The 16,120-nt window shown below is 35.3% G+C and carries 15 protein-coding genes; 1 reads left to right on the top strand and 14 read right to left on the bottom strand.

Translation table 11 applies throughout. From position 1 onward, the window contains the following. Positions 1–52 precede the first annotated feature (52 nt). The 6 genes from murC to SHYC_RS05715 all read right to left on the bottom strand — a co-directional run bounded on the left by murC (position 53) and on the right by SHYC_RS05715 (position 7,602). Positions 53–1,366, bottom strand: coding sequence for a UDP-N-acetylmuramate--L-alanine ligase (murC, locus tag SHYC_RS05740; protein WP_039645237.1), 1,314 nt, complete (start codon positions 1,364–1,366; stop codon positions 53–55). 22 nt (positions 1,367–1,388) lie between these two features. Continuing rightward, on the bottom strand, positions 1,389–4,622 hold the full coding sequence (locus SHYC_RS05735; protein ID WP_039645235.1) for a DNA translocase FtsK: 3,234 nt from the start codon (positions 4,620–4,622) through the stop codon (positions 1,389–1,391). Between the two features lie 17 nt (positions 4,623–4,639). Next, positions 4,640–5,239 carry a YtpR family tRNA-binding protein gene (gene ytpR, locus SHYC_RS05730; RefSeq protein WP_039645233.1) on the bottom strand — a complete coding sequence of 200 codons (600 nt, stop codon included), beginning with the start codon at positions 5,237–5,239 and terminating at the stop codon, positions 4,640–4,642. Between the two features lie 16 nt (positions 5,240–5,255). Further along, a complete protein-coding gene (locus SHYC_RS05725) occupies positions 5,256–6,116 on the bottom strand; it encodes a DUF1444 domain-containing protein (protein WP_039645232.1) in 861 nt (286 codons plus the stop codon). Positions 6,117–6,208: 92 nt separating this feature from the next. Then, positions 6,209–6,517 carry a thioredoxin family protein gene (locus tag SHYC_RS05720; RefSeq protein WP_039645230.1) on the bottom strand — a complete coding sequence of 103 codons (309 nt, stop codon included), beginning with the start codon at positions 6,515–6,517 and terminating at the stop codon, positions 6,209–6,211. Between the two features lie 14 nt (positions 6,518–6,531). After that, a complete protein-coding gene (locus tag SHYC_RS05715; protein WP_039645228.1) occupies positions 6,532–7,602 on the bottom strand; it encodes a M42 family metallopeptidase in 1,071 nt (356 codons plus the stop codon). A gap of 92 nt (positions 7,603–7,694) precedes the next feature. Between SHYC_RS05715 and SHYC_RS05710 the strand changes: the two genes are divergently transcribed. Further along, a complete protein-coding gene (locus SHYC_RS05710) occupies positions 7,695–8,021 on the top strand; it encodes a PepSY domain-containing protein (protein ID WP_039645226.1) in 327 nt (108 codons plus the stop codon). A gap of 63 nt (positions 8,022–8,084) precedes the next feature. On the opposite strand, the gene SHYC_RS05705 is transcribed toward SHYC_RS05710, so the two are convergent. The 8 genes from SHYC_RS05705 to SHYC_RS05670 all read right to left on the bottom strand — a co-directional run bounded on the left by SHYC_RS05705 (position 8,085) and on the right by SHYC_RS05670 (position 16,014). Beyond that, the gene (locus SHYC_RS05705) at positions 8,085–8,912 is read right to left on the bottom strand and encodes a YtnP family quorum-quenching lactonase (protein WP_039645224.1); all 828 of its coding nucleotides are present in this window, start codon (positions 8,910–8,912) and stop codon (positions 8,085–8,087) included. 96 nt (positions 8,913–9,008) lie between these two features. After that, the gene (gene trmB / locus SHYC_RS05700) at positions 9,009–9,674 is read right to left on the bottom strand and encodes a tRNA (guanosine(46)-N7)-methyltransferase TrmB (protein ID WP_039645222.1); all 666 of its coding nucleotides are present in this window, start codon (positions 9,672–9,674) and stop codon (positions 9,009–9,011) included. Positions 9,675–9,688: 14 nt separating this feature from the next. Next, positions 9,689–10,480, bottom strand: coding sequence for a phosphotransferase family protein (locus tag SHYC_RS05695; RefSeq protein WP_039645220.1), 792 nt, complete (start codon positions 10,478–10,480; stop codon positions 9,689–9,691). Between the two features lie 228 nt (positions 10,481–10,708). Continuing rightward, on the bottom strand, positions 10,709–11,557 hold the full coding sequence (gene dat / locus SHYC_RS05690) for a D-amino-acid transaminase (RefSeq protein ID WP_039645218.1): 849 nt from the start codon (positions 11,555–11,557) through the stop codon (positions 10,709–10,711). 1 nt (position 11,558) lies between these two features. Beyond that, positions 11,559–12,968, bottom strand: a complete 1,410-nt coding sequence (gene pepV / locus SHYC_RS05685) for a dipeptidase PepV (RefSeq protein WP_039645216.1) — start codon at positions 12,966–12,968, stop codon at positions 11,559–11,561. A 201-nt stretch (positions 12,969–13,169) separates the two neighbouring features. Beyond that, the gene (locus SHYC_RS05680; RefSeq protein ID WP_039645214.1) at positions 13,170–13,592 is read right to left on the bottom strand and encodes a YtxH domain-containing protein; all 423 of its coding nucleotides are present in this window, start codon (positions 13,590–13,592) and stop codon (positions 13,170–13,172) included. 74 nt (positions 13,593–13,666) lie between these two features. Next, a complete protein-coding gene (locus SHYC_RS05675) occupies positions 13,667–14,374 on the bottom strand; it encodes a pseudouridine synthase (RefSeq protein ID WP_039645212.1) in 708 nt (235 codons plus the stop codon). Then, positions 14,374–16,014, bottom strand: coding sequence for a putative polysaccharide biosynthesis protein (locus tag SHYC_RS05670; protein WP_039645210.1), 1,641 nt, complete (start codon positions 16,012–16,014; stop codon positions 14,374–14,376). The genes SHYC_RS05675 and SHYC_RS05670 overlap by 1 nt, the downstream gene beginning before the upstream one ends. Between the last annotated feature and the right edge of the window lie 106 nt (positions 16,015–16,120).

Here is a 16,120-nt window from a genome sequence, read left to right as displayed (position 1 = left end):
TAAAATATGCTATTTATTTTATATAGATACCCAAACAGCTCGTACTCAAACATTAAAAGCTATGTTCAACACCAATTTTTTCTAAATATGCTTTTAAAACTTTTTGGATGTCTCCAGCACCCATAAAAAGAATAACTGCATTTTCATGTTTTTCAAGTGTCTCAACAGTAGACTCAGATATTAAGCGACCATTGTCCACTAAATCTAATAAATCATTTATTGTGAGTTCACCTGTATTTTCACGAATAGAGCCAAAGATGTCGCATAAATACACAGCATCTGCTTGATTTAAAACATCAGCAAATTCTTTTAAGAATGCTTTCGTTCTAGAGAAAGTATGTGGTTGGAATACCGCCACCACTTCTTTATTTGGATATTTTTTCCTAGCTGACTCAATTGTAGCACTAATTTCTCTTGGATGGTGAGCATAATCATCAACTAACACTTGATTTTTTGTAAAAATCTCATTAAATCGACGCTTTACACCACCGAAAGTGATTAATGCATCCTTTATATTTTGCGTATCAAGTTTTTCTAAATATGTGATCGCTAAAACTGCTAACGCATTTAAGATATTGTGATCTCCATATTGTGGTGATATGAAATGATCATAATATTCACCACGTATATACACATCAAAAGCTGTTCCTTTTTCTGTAATTTCAATGTTATCGGCATAAATGTCCATCGACGAATCAAAGCCATAATAGTAGACTGGAATATCTACGTTAATGTTTTTAACATACGGATCATCGCCCCACGCGATAATCGCTTTTTTTACATTGTTCGCCATACCTTGAAAAGCGTTTACAACATCGTCTACATCCGAGAAATAATCAGGATGATCAAAATCAATATTTGTAATGATGGCATAATCAGGAGAATAACTTAAAAAGTGACGACGGTATTCACATGCTTCAAAAGCAAAATATTCACTTTGAGGCAAGCCCATACCCGTACCATCTCCGATTAAGAATGATGTTTTTTTATCACCATTCATCACATGTGATAATAATCCAGTTGTAGAAGTTTTACCGTGAGCACCAGTAACAGCAACGGAAGTATATTTATTTATGACTTCTCCCAAGAAATCATGATAGCGCACAACTTTTAAATTCAATTCATGTGCGCGTTCAACTTCTTCATGCGTGTCTTTAAACGCATTTCCTACTATAACAGTAAGATCTTCAGTAATGTTATCCGCATTAAACGGTAAAATAGTAATTCCTTTATTGTTTAATGCAATTTCTGTAAATACATATTGTTCAATGTCAGAACCTTGAACATCATATCCTAAATCATGAATAATTTGAGCCAATGAACTCATTCCTGCGCCTTTAATGCCGACGAAATGGTATTTGGTCATGATTTTATGCCCCTTTCTATATTTATGAGTCTTGTAAGTCTGCTTCAGTGAGAAAGACATCGCGCGGTTTGGAGCCATTAGCACCTGAAATATAGCCCAATTGTTCTAATTGATCTATGATACGGGCAGCTCGGTTGTAACCGATTTGAAAATGTCTTTGAATAAGAGATGTTGAAATATGTCTCTCTTTAACCATAAATTCACAAACTTCATTGAATAATTCATCTTTTGTTGGTTCTTCTGTTTTCTTTAGGAGCTCTTTCTCTTGAAATAAATATTCAGGTTCTCTTTGTGATTTAATGTATTCCACTACTTCATCAATTTCTTCATCTGAAACGAATGTGCCTTGAACTCGAATTGGTTTATTCATACCTCCACCAAGATAGAGCATATCACCATATCCGAGCAAGCGTTCTGCCCCACCACTATCCAAAATAGTCCTTGAGTCAACACTTGAAGATACCATAAAAGCAATACGCGTAGGGATATTCGCTTTAATTAATCCTGTAATGACGTTAACAGAGGGTCTTTGAGTAGCAACAAGCATATGAATCCCACACGCACGTGCTTTTTGAGCAATACGGGCGATTGATTGTTCAACATCTTGTGGTGCCATCATCATTAAATCTGCCAATTCATCTATCACAATGACAATTTTTGGCATACGTTGATCATAATTCACTTTTTTGTTAAATGCAGTAATGTTACGTACATGAGTTTGTGCAAACAATTTGTAACGACGTTCCATTTCCTCAATAGCCCATTTTAAACTTTGGGTTGCCGCTTTAACATCAGTAATGACTGGTGCAACCAAATGTGGAAGATCGTTATATGGAGCTAATTCAACCATTTTTGGGTCTATGAGAAGTAATTTTAATTCTTCAGGATGATTGCGATAGAGTAATGATAATAAAATACTATTAATTGAAACAGATTTACCTGAACCTGTAGCACCAGCAATCAAAGCATGTGGTGTTTTAGCAATATCCATTAATAACGGTTCATTGTTAATGCGCGTCCCCATAGCAACTGTTAATTTAGATTCAGCATGTTTAAATGCTGGTGTTTCTAAAATTGAACGTAAATTCACTTTAGTTGGATGTTGGTTAGGAACTTCGATACCTACCAAACTTGTCCCTGGAATAGGTGCTTCAATTCTGATATCTTTAGCTGCTAATGCCATTTTAATATCGTCTTGTAAAGCTGTAATCCGAGAAACTTTAACACCACGTTCAACTGATAACTCAAAGCGTGTGACACTTGGTCCTTCAATGACATTCACCACTTCTGCAGGAACATTAAAGTAGTAAAATGCATCATTAAGTTGTTGTTGTTTTTCTTCAATCCATGCATTATCTTTCTCGTGAATTTCAGGTTGATCAAGTAAATCAACGCTTGGTAGATTTAACACTGGTCCTCTACGGATTTTTTTCTCTTCGTCTTTAACTTCAACATTCACTTGTGATGCCGATACAATTTCCGGACTATTTACACGCTCACTTGATGGTTTTACCTTTGAAGCTATCGACTCTTCTGACGTGGCTTGTTTATCTTGGACGATGACTTGAGTCTTATTATTTGATGTAGAAGGTTGCGCGTTTTGTTCTGCTTTTCGACGCTCTAACATTCTTTTTTTGTCAGAAGGTGTCATTACAACATTAAATGGCTTACTCCCTTTTCGTATAGGAACTTTATTTACATTTTGTGTTTGTTTTACCTCTGGTTTTAGTATTGGTTCATTTTGTTTAGCCACAGGTGGATCCGCTTTAATGTCATCAAAATGCCCTTGACTATCCCGATATTGTGCCATGTTGTCATTTGGTTGAGGTACATCGACATTCGTTGATGATTCCACTCGGACAACTTCTTTGTTCGATTGTTCTATGTTAAGACTCTCAGCCGGTGCATCCTCATCTTGAACTTCATTTACATTTGAATTTGAGTAATCCATGTCATGTGAATGCAATGTCGTTTCAAATGTATGCTCTTTTTTGGAATCTTTCATATCATAGCCATCTACTTCATCAACGTCTAATTGGCTTTCTTGGGTATTTTGCTCTAAGTTTAAATCAGAGTCATTTGTAGTTGCCAGTGATGATACGTTGGATTGACGTGCATGTTGCGAATTTGCATCTGATATCACATGTTCACACTCAGACTCATCTTTATAAGAATTATTATCATCATTATCATCTATAGTAGCTTCAGGCTCTTCATTGACATCTGTACCAATTTGACTCAAATCTATTTCTTCATATTCAATACTTGATACATTTGTATCAGGGTTTGTGAAGTCTTTATCTTCATGTGGCGAACATGATGTCGCTTCATTGCTGTTTGAGCAGTCATTTTCAGCCGATTTAACATAGTCTTCCCCTAATAATTGTCGTGCTTGAGAAGCATGCATCGCATCAATTGCTTTTTGAATATCTGCATGCGGATCTTCTTCTTTAATTGCACGTTTTTGCTGTAAGGCTTCTTTAAAACGCTTCTTCTGTTGTATTTTCTTTTCGCGTTCTCGACGAATTTCATCAACAATTTGTGATGCATAGATATTTTCAATATTAATTGTGTTGTCACGTTTTGAATGGTTCGGCGTTTTCTTACGTTCACCTTGTTTGTTCATCGATGTTTGTGAAGAATTTGCTCGTGTACCTGGAGGTTGGCTTAATCCACTATTTTTAATTGATTTTCTTTCTTGCGTTCCAAAAATAGCAGAAGGCACTTCACTCGCTTTAAATTCTTTAGTTGGTTTCACGTACGTTGTATGTTGATATTGTGTCCTAGATGAAGACGCCGCTTGATTTGGGTTTGAATCACGATATGTACGTTGTAGGTGGTCGTTATTTAACTTTTCTTTAGATCCTGAACCTATATCTTGGAAAAGTTGAGAAGCCGTATGTTGTTGACTCGGACGCGTACGATTACTTTGATAAACTTGTGTTGACTTGCCATGTGAAACGCCATGCGTACGATGGCGACGTGATTTACGATCAATACCATATGACGGTCTTGAACTGATTTGAGCGTCACGTCGTGTTTTATTTTCTTTAACATTCTGTTGTTTGTTCGTATTACTTGTTTCATAATCCATCGTGATTGGAAAACGAAACTTCCCTCGAGGTCGTTGATACACATCATTTGTTTGAGGTATCAAATGATGACTCGTTTTTTTTGGTGCTGTCGAGCGTTTATTTTCTGAAGATGTTTGGTCTGATGGTGTCTCTTCCCCAAACAATTTATCAAACCAGCTCATATATTCACGCCCTCCTTTTAAGCATTAAAAAATGATTGACCTGTTTTATAACGATCGTCTAAAACCATAATACCTTTTTCTTGTGGCGCATTAGGTAAATTAAGTTCTTTCATCGAACATACCATACCACTTGAAGCAATCCCTCTCAATTCCGCATCTTTGATTAACATACCGCTTGGCATCACTGCACCAACTTTCGCCACGACAACCTTTTGTCCAGCTTCAATATTAGGTGCACCACAAACGATTTGTAAAGTTTCATCACCTACATCAATTTGACACACACTAAGTTTATCCGCATCAGGGTGTTTTTCTTTAGATTGAACGTATCCTACGACAAACTTTGGTGAAAAATCAGCTTCCAACTTAAAATCAATATTAGACTGATCTAATAAATTTTGAATTTCTGTCGCATGTGTTTCATTGAAAGTAATATGACCATTTCCCTCTAAAGAAAGATGTTGATTAGCGTTGAATATGTTTAAACCAACGACTTTTTGTGCTTTCTTAATGAGTACGATATCGTTGCATTTTTCGTATTCAAATGGCCCTTCAACTGTTTCTATTTGTAAAAAGGCTACATTGCCAACACCTTTGGGATTATAAAATAAATTCATGTTATTCATCTACTCCTTATTTGCGGTTCTTTTGTTCCTTAGTAGCCCCTAAATGCTGAATCACATTAGGAGATGTATTGGGTTTGTGTTTATTATTTTTACCAAGTATGAAAATTGGTTCAAAGTGACCATCTTTATAACTTAATGATAATGATGTAATCGGAACAAGTCCATTCGTAAAAAATTCCATCGTCATATGTGCCATAATATCATATCCTGTTTTATTCCTAATATCTGCGATGATTAAAACATCTTGATGTGGCACAGCTACAAGCATTTCACCTTCAATACGTTGTTCATAATCACTTAATAACGCGGTGTTTAAGATACGACTTGCATCATATCCATCATTTGTATTAATAAAATAAAAAATGTTCCCTTGCACTTCGTCTGATTTAAATGAATTGACAAGCTTCCGCACATTAAATCGAGCCATTTCTTTAAGTTGTTGTGTCGTTAAATTTAATTCATTAATTAATACATCATCTATAAGTCGATACGATTTACCTAAATCTAATGCATAATAAATTCTTGTTTCTGCTGTATGCGACTCTGTTATAAACGCGTTTCCTGCTTGCGTATGAGTGGGGAAACTCGTTGCACGGATGACTGGCATAATCCGTTTTTCGTTTAACGTTTTATGCGCTTCATCTTCCATTTGATATATGGTCTCTTCAACATAATATATTATTTCATCAATAATTTGCGTCTGACCTTTATTGTATTTAGCTACAATAGGAGATAATTTTACAGTAACTCCTTTTTGATTGTCTATTCGATATATTCTCAGCGATTCCTTATCACGATTAAATTGATAATTCACATCTAAATGGGATAATCGTGATTTTATTGCATCTCTCATTTTAAAGACATTCATTTTTTCACTCCTAAATACATGCCTTATATTAGTTTACAATAAAAACACCCTCAGGACTAGAGAAAAACGATGTCCTAAGGGCGAAAAAGTCATTAAAATTGTGATAAAAATGTATCAATTTGTTCTATTGATTTTCTTTCTTTACCAATATAATCTCCAACACGTTCTCCATCTTTATAGACAATAAAACTAGGAATTCCCATTACACCTTCTTTTATCGCTAAATCAATGTGCGCATCGCGATCAACAGAAACAAAATTAAAGTTTGGATATTTAGATTCTAATTGTGGTAAATCTGGTTCAATCACTCGACAATCTGGACACCAACTTGCTGTGAACATAAAAACGGTTTGAGCTTGACTGAGTTGTTGATATTCAGTTTCATTTTGAATGGCTTTCATTATATATTCCTCCTTTAGTCCTCATATTGTAATTGATGGATGGCCCTGTCGTCTAATTGTTGAATTGAAAAGTACAACCATTTTTTAGCATTTTCATAATCTCGAATATCAAATACCGCATCCGTACTGTGTATATATCGTGCACAGACACCAATGACTGCAGTTGGCACACCCGTTAATGCTTTATGTATGACACCCCCATCTGTACCACCTGGAGAGATGTAATGTTGAAATTGAACGTGGTGTTCATTTGCCACATCTATTAAAAATGATTTGAATGCAGGCTTTAATAACATTGTGCCGTCTTTGATACGTAATAGCGCACCTCCACCTAACTTCCCTGAAAGGCCTGATATCCCTTTCATATCATTTGCTGGGGAACAGTCCACGACAAAAGCGACATCTGGTTGTATAAGTTCAGTAGCTGCTTCAGCGCCCCGCAATCCAACCTCTTCTTGAACATTTGCACCTACATACAAATCAAAATCTAATGACACGTCTTTTAAAGCTTCTAATATTTCTATTGCTAATACACAACCATATCGATTATCCCACGCCTTCGCTGCAAAGCGATGTTCAGATAATTGTAACAGTTCCGTGTGCGGTACTATTGGATCACCTAGCGCAATCCCCTGATTATATACATCATCCTCATTTTCCGCACCGATATCAAGTAACAAATCTTCAATTTTAGGCTTTGTTTCATTACCGGTTTGAAAATGTTTCGGTATGTTTGCTACCACGCCGACAATGTCGTTCCCGTTTGCAGTTCTAACTTTCAAACGTTGACCTTGCCATATATCACTCGCAACACCACCTAATGCTGTAAATTTGATGAAGCCGTTTTTTGTTATTTCTGTTATCATAAATCCAATTTCATCCATATGTGCAGCAACCATCACTTTTGAGGCGTTTGGATTCCCACTTTTTTTCACGCCATAAATTCCACCCATTTTGTCACGAACGAATGTGTCAACATAAGGAGCCATTTCTTGCTTTAAGTAACGCCGTATCGGTGCTTCGAAATTAGGTGCCCCGTGCATTTCTGTTAAAGTTTTAATTCGATTAAATGTTTTATCATTCATATGCCTCACTCCTTTAAATAAATTCACTTTATTACAGTATATCATTTAAATTATGATAAACTGTATCTAAGTCTTTCAAGGAGGAGATAGCAATGTTAAACAAAAAAAATTGGCCGTTATTAATACCAATTGCAATCGGCACATTGTTAGCTGGAAGCTATTTCTATATTCTTCGTCTTGAACGTGATAGAAATCATACCCCTCATGATGTATTAGAAACTGTCAAACAATATTTTAATAATGTGACAGGGTCATACATTTTATACGAAGTCGTTGAATTTCAAAAAGGTTTAGAAACATATTCGGCATATAAGGGTGGAATTACTACTTCACGAAATGATGTTACACATCACTACACTTTTTATGCAAACGCAAAGACTGGAGAAATATTAGATATTACTGAAAATCAAACCACTTAAAATCAAACGCGTTAGGAAACGTAATAGATACATGAATGTTACGTTTACTAACGCGTATTTAAATTATATCTTTCTTTTGATAACCTCTTGAATCTCCTTACCATCCTCAGTAAGTTTGATTGCCAAATGGGATGCGTCATGATAAAACAATATCCAATATCCTTGTGCGGCATATAGTCGTGTTAATCGTTCTTTTTCGTATATAGATTGCATCGGATAATCGTCATAAGCAGTGACCCATAATGGATTAATGTGTGCTGAAGTTGATAAAATATCTGCCATATGAACGGCACGGTCATTTTCACTTTGAATTTCGATAATACAATGACCAAAACTATGCCCTCCCGTATGTTTTATTTTAATCCCAGGATAAGGCTCCATTTCTTTCTCGAATAAAATTAACTTTGATTCATAGCTCCCTCTATTTTGAGACCAATACGTCGCTTGGCTTCTCATATTAGGGCTTATAAATTCATGCCATTCATCTTGTTGAACATAATGCCAAGCATTAGGAAACGTTGCATTTCCTTCACTATCTGTTAAACCTGTAGCATGATCAAAATGCATATGTGTCATGAGGACCATATCAATATCATTCACAGTTAAATCCCGTTTTGCCAAATCTTTTTCAAGTTGGCTTTCATTTTGAACCCCATAATTTCGATGTTGTTTTTCAGTTAATTTTCCATTACCTATACCAGCATCTATTATAATATTTTGATCTCCGGTTTGAATTAATAACGGATGCGTAACGAGAGGAACTTGATTTTTAACATTTGCAGGATATTTTTTAGACCACAATGGTTTAGGTACCACTCCAAAAATAGCACCACCATCCATTTGTGTATCCCCTCCATTTAGAGCTGTAATTTCAAATGATCCAATTTTCATTAAACTCTCTCCTTAAAAAAAGTGAGACACGAATCAAATCATGTACATTTGATTACAGTATCCCACTTTTAACTTTATAAATCATGTCGTAACACTTTAGTCCTGATTTACGTAATCAGAAAAATGGGGGTGAAATTTAGCTTCCATGCGATAAATTCGAGATCCTTTTTCTGAAAATTTGTGTTCATATTCGGTTGTAATATTGTCACCTTCATCTTCTTGATGTAAATGCAAATTGATTTTAGTGAAATACATCCCAAATTGAGACATACTTTCCAGACTATAGGCATATAGTCCTCGGTTATCTGTTTTAAAGTGAATTTCTCCATTTTGATGCAATATTTCTTTATAAATTGCTAAAAAACGATGATTTGTCAGTCGGCGTTTCGCATGTCTCGTTTTAGGCCAAGGATCAGAAAAGTTCAAATAAATACGATTTATCTCATGTGACTTAAAATATTCCGTTAATACAACTGCATCATTACATAACAATTTGATGTTCGTCAAACCTTGCTCACGTACTTTGTCTAAAACCCGAATCATCACATTTTTATCGCGCTCGATGGCAATATAATTAATATCGGGATTTTTTGCCGCTAATGACGTTATATACTTCCCCATACCAGATCCTATTTCAATGTGAATGGGTTGCTCTTTATCAAACCATTGAGACACCTTTTGCTTATGAACACAGTCTAAATCCACAATATTTGCGTGCGCTCTTAAATATGTTTCTGCCCATGGTTTATTTCGCATTCTCATGATTCATTATCTCCTTAAATAAACACATCACTCTTCATGACAGCATGCAAAAACTTGAGCCATGTATTCATATCTTTAAAACGTTTATGTTCTTCATTCCATTGAACCATTCCAATAGATTGAATGACTGTATACCATTTCATTCGTTTCTTTAAGTTCATCGTTTCTTTTACATCGTATATTTCAAACCAGTTAGACCATTCATTTTTAGGAACGTAATTGTACAAGAGCATTCCTATATCTATGGCTGGGTCTGCAATCATTGCGCCTTCCCAGTCCACTAAAAAAAGCTCATCTTTATCAGATAATAACCAGTTATTATGATCAACATCACCATGTACAACCGTATAAAAACGTGGATCATATTCTGGCACGTGTGATTCCAAATAACTTAACGCGTGGCGAATAATATGATGCGTTAATACATCACTTGATAATGATGCATTAATTTTATGTAACATAATATCAGGTGTTATTGGTGTCATTTCCATACGCTTTAACATCGTTAAAAGTGGACGTGATTGATGAATTTTTTTCAATAAGTGAGCAACTCGGTGTTGATTCATTTCATCAGCCTCAAGTTCGCGGCCGTTCTTCCAATGTTGTGCCGTCACAACTTCTCCAGTTTCTATTCTTTTCGTCCAAACAAGTTTTGGCACTATACCTTCAGCAGATAACGCTGCAATAAAAGGGTTAGAATTACGTTTTAAAAATAATTTTTGACCATCTTGTTCTGCCATATATGCTTCACCAGATGCGCCGCCAGCTGAATCGAGCGTCCAACCTAGTTGATAGAACTGCTCCACAACACGTTCACCTCACTTTCAAAAGAGAAAAGGCTCAAGAAAAAGTATTCAAGAGCCATATTAATAACAATTATTTGCTACATTAACGTTCAATATCTTATTTAGCACTCATTAAAGATTTTATAATTAATAGGCGCTTTTTTCAACCAAAAATGAGACACTAAAGGTCACTTTTTTCTATTTTTAAATGTTTAAGTTAAATCTAGTAAGTATTCTTATATTAACACATTATTCAGAGTGAGATTGAATATATTTTTCAAATCCCTTTTGTAACTGTCGTGTGATACGCCCCACCTTACCGTCTGCCACAGGTTCGCCATCAATTAAAACAACGGGCATAACTTCAACTGATGTACTTGAAATGATGACTTCATCTGCTGATTTGAGGAAATCTATTGTAAATGGTTCTTCATTAAATTCAATATTCTGATCTTCACAAACCCATTGAATCACGCGTCGTGTAATACCATTTAAAATAAAATTGTTTGCTGGATGCGTATGAACGACACCATCTTTAATAGCATAAACGTTACTAGATGCGCCTTCAGTGACAATTTCGCCACGATGTTGAATCGCTTCTTCTGCGTTATATTTTGTAGCATATTCTTTAGCTAACACATTGCCTAAAAGATTTAAACTTTTAATGTCACATCTTAACCAACGAATATCTTCAGTTGTAACAACAGAAACGCCTTCTTCTAACGCTTTATAAGGACGGTCATAGGATTTTACAAAGCCTGTTAAAACAGGTTCGACACTTGGCGTTGGAAATGCATGATCACGCGGAGCAGCACCTCTAGTTACTTGAATATAGACTCCACCGTTTGTAACTTGATTGACTTGCGCAAATTCACGCACAAGTGTTGTTAATGATTCTACCGTATGATTTAAATCTAAACCAATTTCACTCGCACTTCTTAAAAGGCGTTCAAAATGTTCTTTTGCCGTAAATAATTTGTTATCGTATATACGCACATATTCGTAAATACCATCACCAAAGTTATATCCTCGATCGTTGTATGCAATTTTAGCATCTTGTTCTTCAACAAATGATTCGTTTAATAAAACTTTTACCATATTACCCCTCCACGCAAATCGAATAAATTGCCTCTAAATAAATACTAGTTGCGTCAAACAATTGTTTTTTTGTAATGTATTCATTTTTTTGATGCATTAAATCTTCTGAATCCTCAAACATCGCTCCAAAAGCTACACCTTTTTCAAGGTTTCTTGCATAAGTTCCTCCGCCAATTGTAAAGGATTCACGCAAATCACCTGTTTGATTTCGATAAGCAGTTAATAGTTTCTGAACAAATGGATCTTTAGGATTAACAAAATGTGGCGTTTGAACTTTTCCAACTTTTATTGAAAATCCTTGTGTGTTGATTTCTTTTTCAAACTTGCGAATAGCTTCTTCAAAGCCAAAGCCTTCAGGATATCTTAGATTTATACCGAATTGTCCCCCTGTAGCTTTAGTGTATTGAATTATGCCGATGTTGGTTGTCAAGCTTCCCATTGCTTCTGTATGGAATCGCATACCCATTTTTTCACCAAAATGAGATTCAAATAAATAACGTTCACTAAATTCCACCCAATTTTTTGCATTAATGTCTAATTTCAAGGCACTTAGGAAGTGAATTAAATGTAAACCAGCATTAACGCCTATAGATGGATCCATTCCATGCACCGCTTTACCTTCAACAAATAATTTGAGTACACCACTATCCACTTCATGCGCTCCTTTTAAATGATGCTTTGAAAGGTAAGCTTCAAATTGTTGAATACAATCGGTCATATTTTCCTTAACTAAAATATCGGCTTTCGCCTCGTCAGGAACCATGTTATAGCGTTCTCCGGATGCAAAGCTTATGAGTTCATGCTCAGGTTCATCGTGATCAGAAGACATCTGACTTTGTTTAATATCAAACGTTGTAATCCCTTTCTCACCATGAATAAGTGGAAATTCTGCGTCTGGTGCAATTCCTATCGTAGGCATTTCTTCTGTTTTAAAATAGCGTTCAGTACATAACCAATCAGACTCTTCATCTGTACCCAAAATGATATGAATACGTTTCTTCCAATCTACATTCATATCATTTAAAATTTTCACAGCATAATAAGCTGCAATTGTAGGCCCTTTATCATCTAAAGTTCCCCTAGCGATTACTCGGTCTTCCGTCACTACAGGTTCAAATGGATCAGATGCCCATCCCTCACCAGCAGGTACAACATCTACATGTCCTAAAATCCCAAATAATTCATCGCCTTTACCCGCTTCGATACGCCCTGCAATATGATCAACATCAACAGTTTTAAAACCATCACGTTTTGCTAGATGATACATGTATTCTAACGCCTCTCGCGGACCAGGTCCTACCGGCATATCTTCTGTAGCTAGCGCATCATCTCTTACTGATTTAATCGCGAGTAATCCTTTTAAATCTTCAACGATTTCAGTTTCATATTCTCGTACTTTGTCTCTCCACATGACGATCATCTTCCTTTTATGTATTCTGAATTCTATTTTACATGATTTAAGATATAAACAACAGTAGAACCCTCGATATTATTTTAATTTTTCTGAAAACAGAATGGTCAACAACTCTATTTGTGAAAACGATATTTTAAGTGCAGCATTTTTACATAAATAAAAACTAGGACATGCATTCACGTCCTAGTTATCAAAAATTTATTGATTTACACCGCTATTTTTATTTGATTTTAAATCCTCTTCAGTGACAACACGAAGATTGTTAGAAGGATCGCCGCCACCTTCGTCATCAAAAGCCGCTTCTCTTTTACCATCATGTGACACTTGACTGTTTTGAGCGAATTGGTCTTTCTTTTGATTCAAAAATGCTTTTGGATCTTGTTTCGCTTCATTCATATAAGCTTTTGGATCTGCTTTCACCTTATTAAATTCTTCAGTAGCTAAGGCACTAACATGAGAAACCTTTTCTCGTGCATTTTGCTTATAACTTTCAGGATCTTCTTTATATTTATCAATTTCTTGTTTCAAGACATCGCGATTTTGTTTTTTTGATAAAACAACCGCTAATGCTGCACCACCAATACCAATAATTGCTCTAAGTAAACTTGTTGACTTCGCCATTTTAATCACCTCTTTAAATTCTAACTATACCATACCCACATAAAAAGATATGAAACATCTTTGTATATCTTTTCTTAATTTAATGATGCCTCAAAACCTAATGCTTTAAAGTCATCCGCCGTCAATTTGCGATATGCACCAGGTGCTAATGACGTATCTAAAGATAAGTTTGCAATTTTAACGCGTTTTAAATATACCACTTCATTACCCACACTATGAAACATGCGTTTAACTTGGTGAAACTTCCCTTCTGAAATGGTTAAAAATGCATGCTTTGCACTGATAATTTGAAGTGTCGCGGGTTTTAATACACCTTCTTTTAAAGTCACACCAGTTTTAAATACAGTAATATCTGTTTCACTTATAGGATTTAAAGTTTCTACATAGTACGTCTTTGGCACATGTTGGTTTGGGTTCATCAATTGATGGTTAAATTGACCATCATTCGTAATCAATAATAATCCCTCAGTATCTTTATCTAAACGTCCGACTGGAAAGAGGTTGAGATGAGCATATTCTTGTATCAAATCAATCACTGTTTCATGTTGATCATCTTCGGTTGCTGATATGACATTCTTAGGTTTATGCATCATTAAGTAAACATATGGTTCATACTGGATACGTTGACCATCCACTTCAATGACATCTTGTGTCGGATCAATTTTTAATTTAGGTGACTTAACAACATGTTCATTAAGTCTCACCTTGCCTGTCTTTAACAACGTTTTCACTTCTGTACGCGTTCCTTGTCCCATTTGAGATAAAAATTTATCGATTCGCATTATAGAAATCTCAGTCCTAACTTGCGACGTAACTTATTAGGGATATCCCCTAAAAATTTATCTGCTAAGCGTGTACGCATTGTTATCGAACCATAGATGAGTCCCCCTACAATCACACATAGTATCGTTATAACTAAAGCGCCGACTTGTGAAGCTGGAGATATAAATAATTGAAGTACAAAATAGGTGATTTCTACACCTATCATCATCATAAAACCAACTAATAAAATTCGACACACATCAAAGATAGTATCTTCAAATTTAAATTTCGCATATTTCTTTAACACGATAAGATTACATAGGATTGCAAATGTCAAAGCAATACATGTACTTAAAATAGCACCTGCCGTATGCAATAAAAATACTAATGGCGTGTTTAAAATAAATTTAATCATTACAGAACCTATGACAATAAATACAGTAAGCTTTTGCTTATCAATACCTTGTAGCATCGATGCGGTTACACTTAACAATGAAATTAAAATTGCAGCTGGCGCATAATAAAACAACAGTCTACTGCCATCAAAACTAAATTCATAAAAGACGGTATACAGTGGTATTGCTAATGCCATAATACCTAAACTTGCTGGCACAGTAATAAACATTAATACACCTAAAGAGGTACGAATTTGCTTATGCATTTCTATATAATCGCCAGATTCATACGTTTTGGTAATATATGGAATTAAACTAATAGCAAAACCAGCAGCTAATGACGTTGGTATCATCACAATTTTATTCGTAGTCATATTCAACATCGTAAAGAACATATCTTGTAATCGCGGCGCAAAACCAGCCATGCTTAATGCGTTATTATGCGTAAGTTGGTCCACAATAATGAATAACGGAAAGTTCAGACTTACGATAACAAATGGGATACTGTAAGAAATAATTTCTTTGTACATTTTTCCGTAAGACACATCGATACCCGTCGTGTCAGATTCAACCATTTTTTGAATATGTGGTCGACGCTTTATCCAATACCACCAAAGTGTTAATAATCCTACTATCGCTCCAATGGCAGCACCAAATGTAGCAATACCATTTGCAAATAATACAGATCCTTTAGCGATATTTAAAACGATATAACTCCCAACTAAAATAAATAAAATACGCGCTATTTGTTCAGTAACTTCTGAGAGTGCTGTCGGTCCCATGGATTTATATCCTTGGAAAACGCCTCTCCATGTTGCGAGTAACGGGATAAAAATAACTACGAAACTTATCGTACGAATAATCGAAGTGATTTCTGCAACTGTCCAACCATCAGCATCATTAGTGTTGTTGGCAATTGTAATCGATGCAATTGTTGGTGATAGCAAATATAAAATAATAAATCCTAAAACCCCCGTAATACTCATAACGATAAAGCTAGATTTGTATAACTTTTGACTCACGCGATAGGCGCCAATGGTATTATATTTGGCGACATATTTTGATGCAGCAAGAGGGACACCTGCAGTAGCTACTGCAATGGCGATATTATATGGACCGTAAGCATAGTTAAAAGGCGCTAAATTATCCGCACCCCCTATTATTTTGTAAAAAGGAATGATATAGATAATTCCTAATATTTTAGTAATAAGTATACTTACTGTTAGAAGAAAGGTCCCTCTGACTAATTCTTTATTTTCACTCATAGTTCAACCTACCTAACCTACTAATTTCAAAAATAAATTATAACACAATATGGTTATTATACACGTAAAAGTATTATGTTAAAATCGTTATATCAAGAACAAGGAG

Origin of the sequence: Staphylococcus hyicus (assembly GCF_000816085.1) — a bacterium.
GTDB lineage: Bacteria > Bacillota > Bacilli > Staphylococcales > Staphylococcaceae > Staphylococcus > Staphylococcus hyicus.
Note: the sequence above shows the minus strand (reverse complement) of the source record. Positions and strands in the feature narration are given on the sequence as shown.

Coding starts and splice junctions, on each gene's coding strand:
- SHYC_RS05675 (WP_039645212.1), bottom strand. CDS start 14,374: ATGCGAATCGATAAATTTTTATCTCAAATGGGACAAGGAACGCGTACA.
- murC (WP_039645237.1), bottom strand. CDS start 1,366: ATGACCAAATACCATTTCGTCGGCATTAAAGGCGCAGGAATGAGTTCA.
- trmB (WP_039645222.1), bottom strand. CDS start 9,674: ATGAGAATGCGAAATAAACCATGGGCAGAAACATATTTAAGAGCGCAC.
- SHYC_RS05710 (WP_039645226.1), top strand. CDS start 7,695: ATGTTAAACAAAAAAAATTGGCCGTTATTAATACCAATTGCAATCGGC.
- SHYC_RS05720 (WP_039645230.1), bottom strand. CDS start 6,517: ATGAAAGCCATTCAAAATGAAACTGAATATCAACAACTCAGTCAAGCT.
- ytpR (WP_039645233.1), bottom strand. CDS start 5,239: ATGAATTTATTTTATAATCCCAAAGGTGTTGGCAATGTAGCCTTTTTA.
- SHYC_RS05705 (WP_039645224.1), bottom strand. CDS start 8,912: ATGAAAATTGGATCATTTGAAATTACAGCTCTAAATGGAGGGGATACA.
- dat (WP_039645218.1), bottom strand. CDS start 11,557: ATGGTAAAAGTTTTATTAAACGAATCATTTGTTGAAGAACAAGATGCT.
- pepV (WP_039645216.1), bottom strand. CDS start 12,968: ATGTGGAGAGACAAAGTACGAGAATATGAAACTGAAATCGTTGAAGAT.
- SHYC_RS05670 (WP_039645210.1), bottom strand. CDS start 16,014: ATGAGTGAAAATAAAGAATTAGTCAGAGGGACCTTTCTTCTAACAGTA.
- SHYC_RS05725 (WP_039645232.1), bottom strand. CDS start 6,116: ATGAATGTCTTTAAAATGAGAGATGCAATAAAATCACGATTATCCCAT.
- SHYC_RS05735 (WP_039645235.1), bottom strand. CDS start 4,622: ATGAGCTGGTTTGATAAATTGTTTGGGGAAGAGACACCATCAGACCAA.
- SHYC_RS05680 (WP_039645214.1), bottom strand. CDS start 13,592: ATGGCGAAGTCAACAAGTTTACTTAGAGCAATTATTGGTATTGGTGGT.
- SHYC_RS05715 (WP_039645228.1), bottom strand. CDS start 7,602: ATGAATGATAAAACATTTAATCGAATTAAAACTTTAACAGAAATGCAC.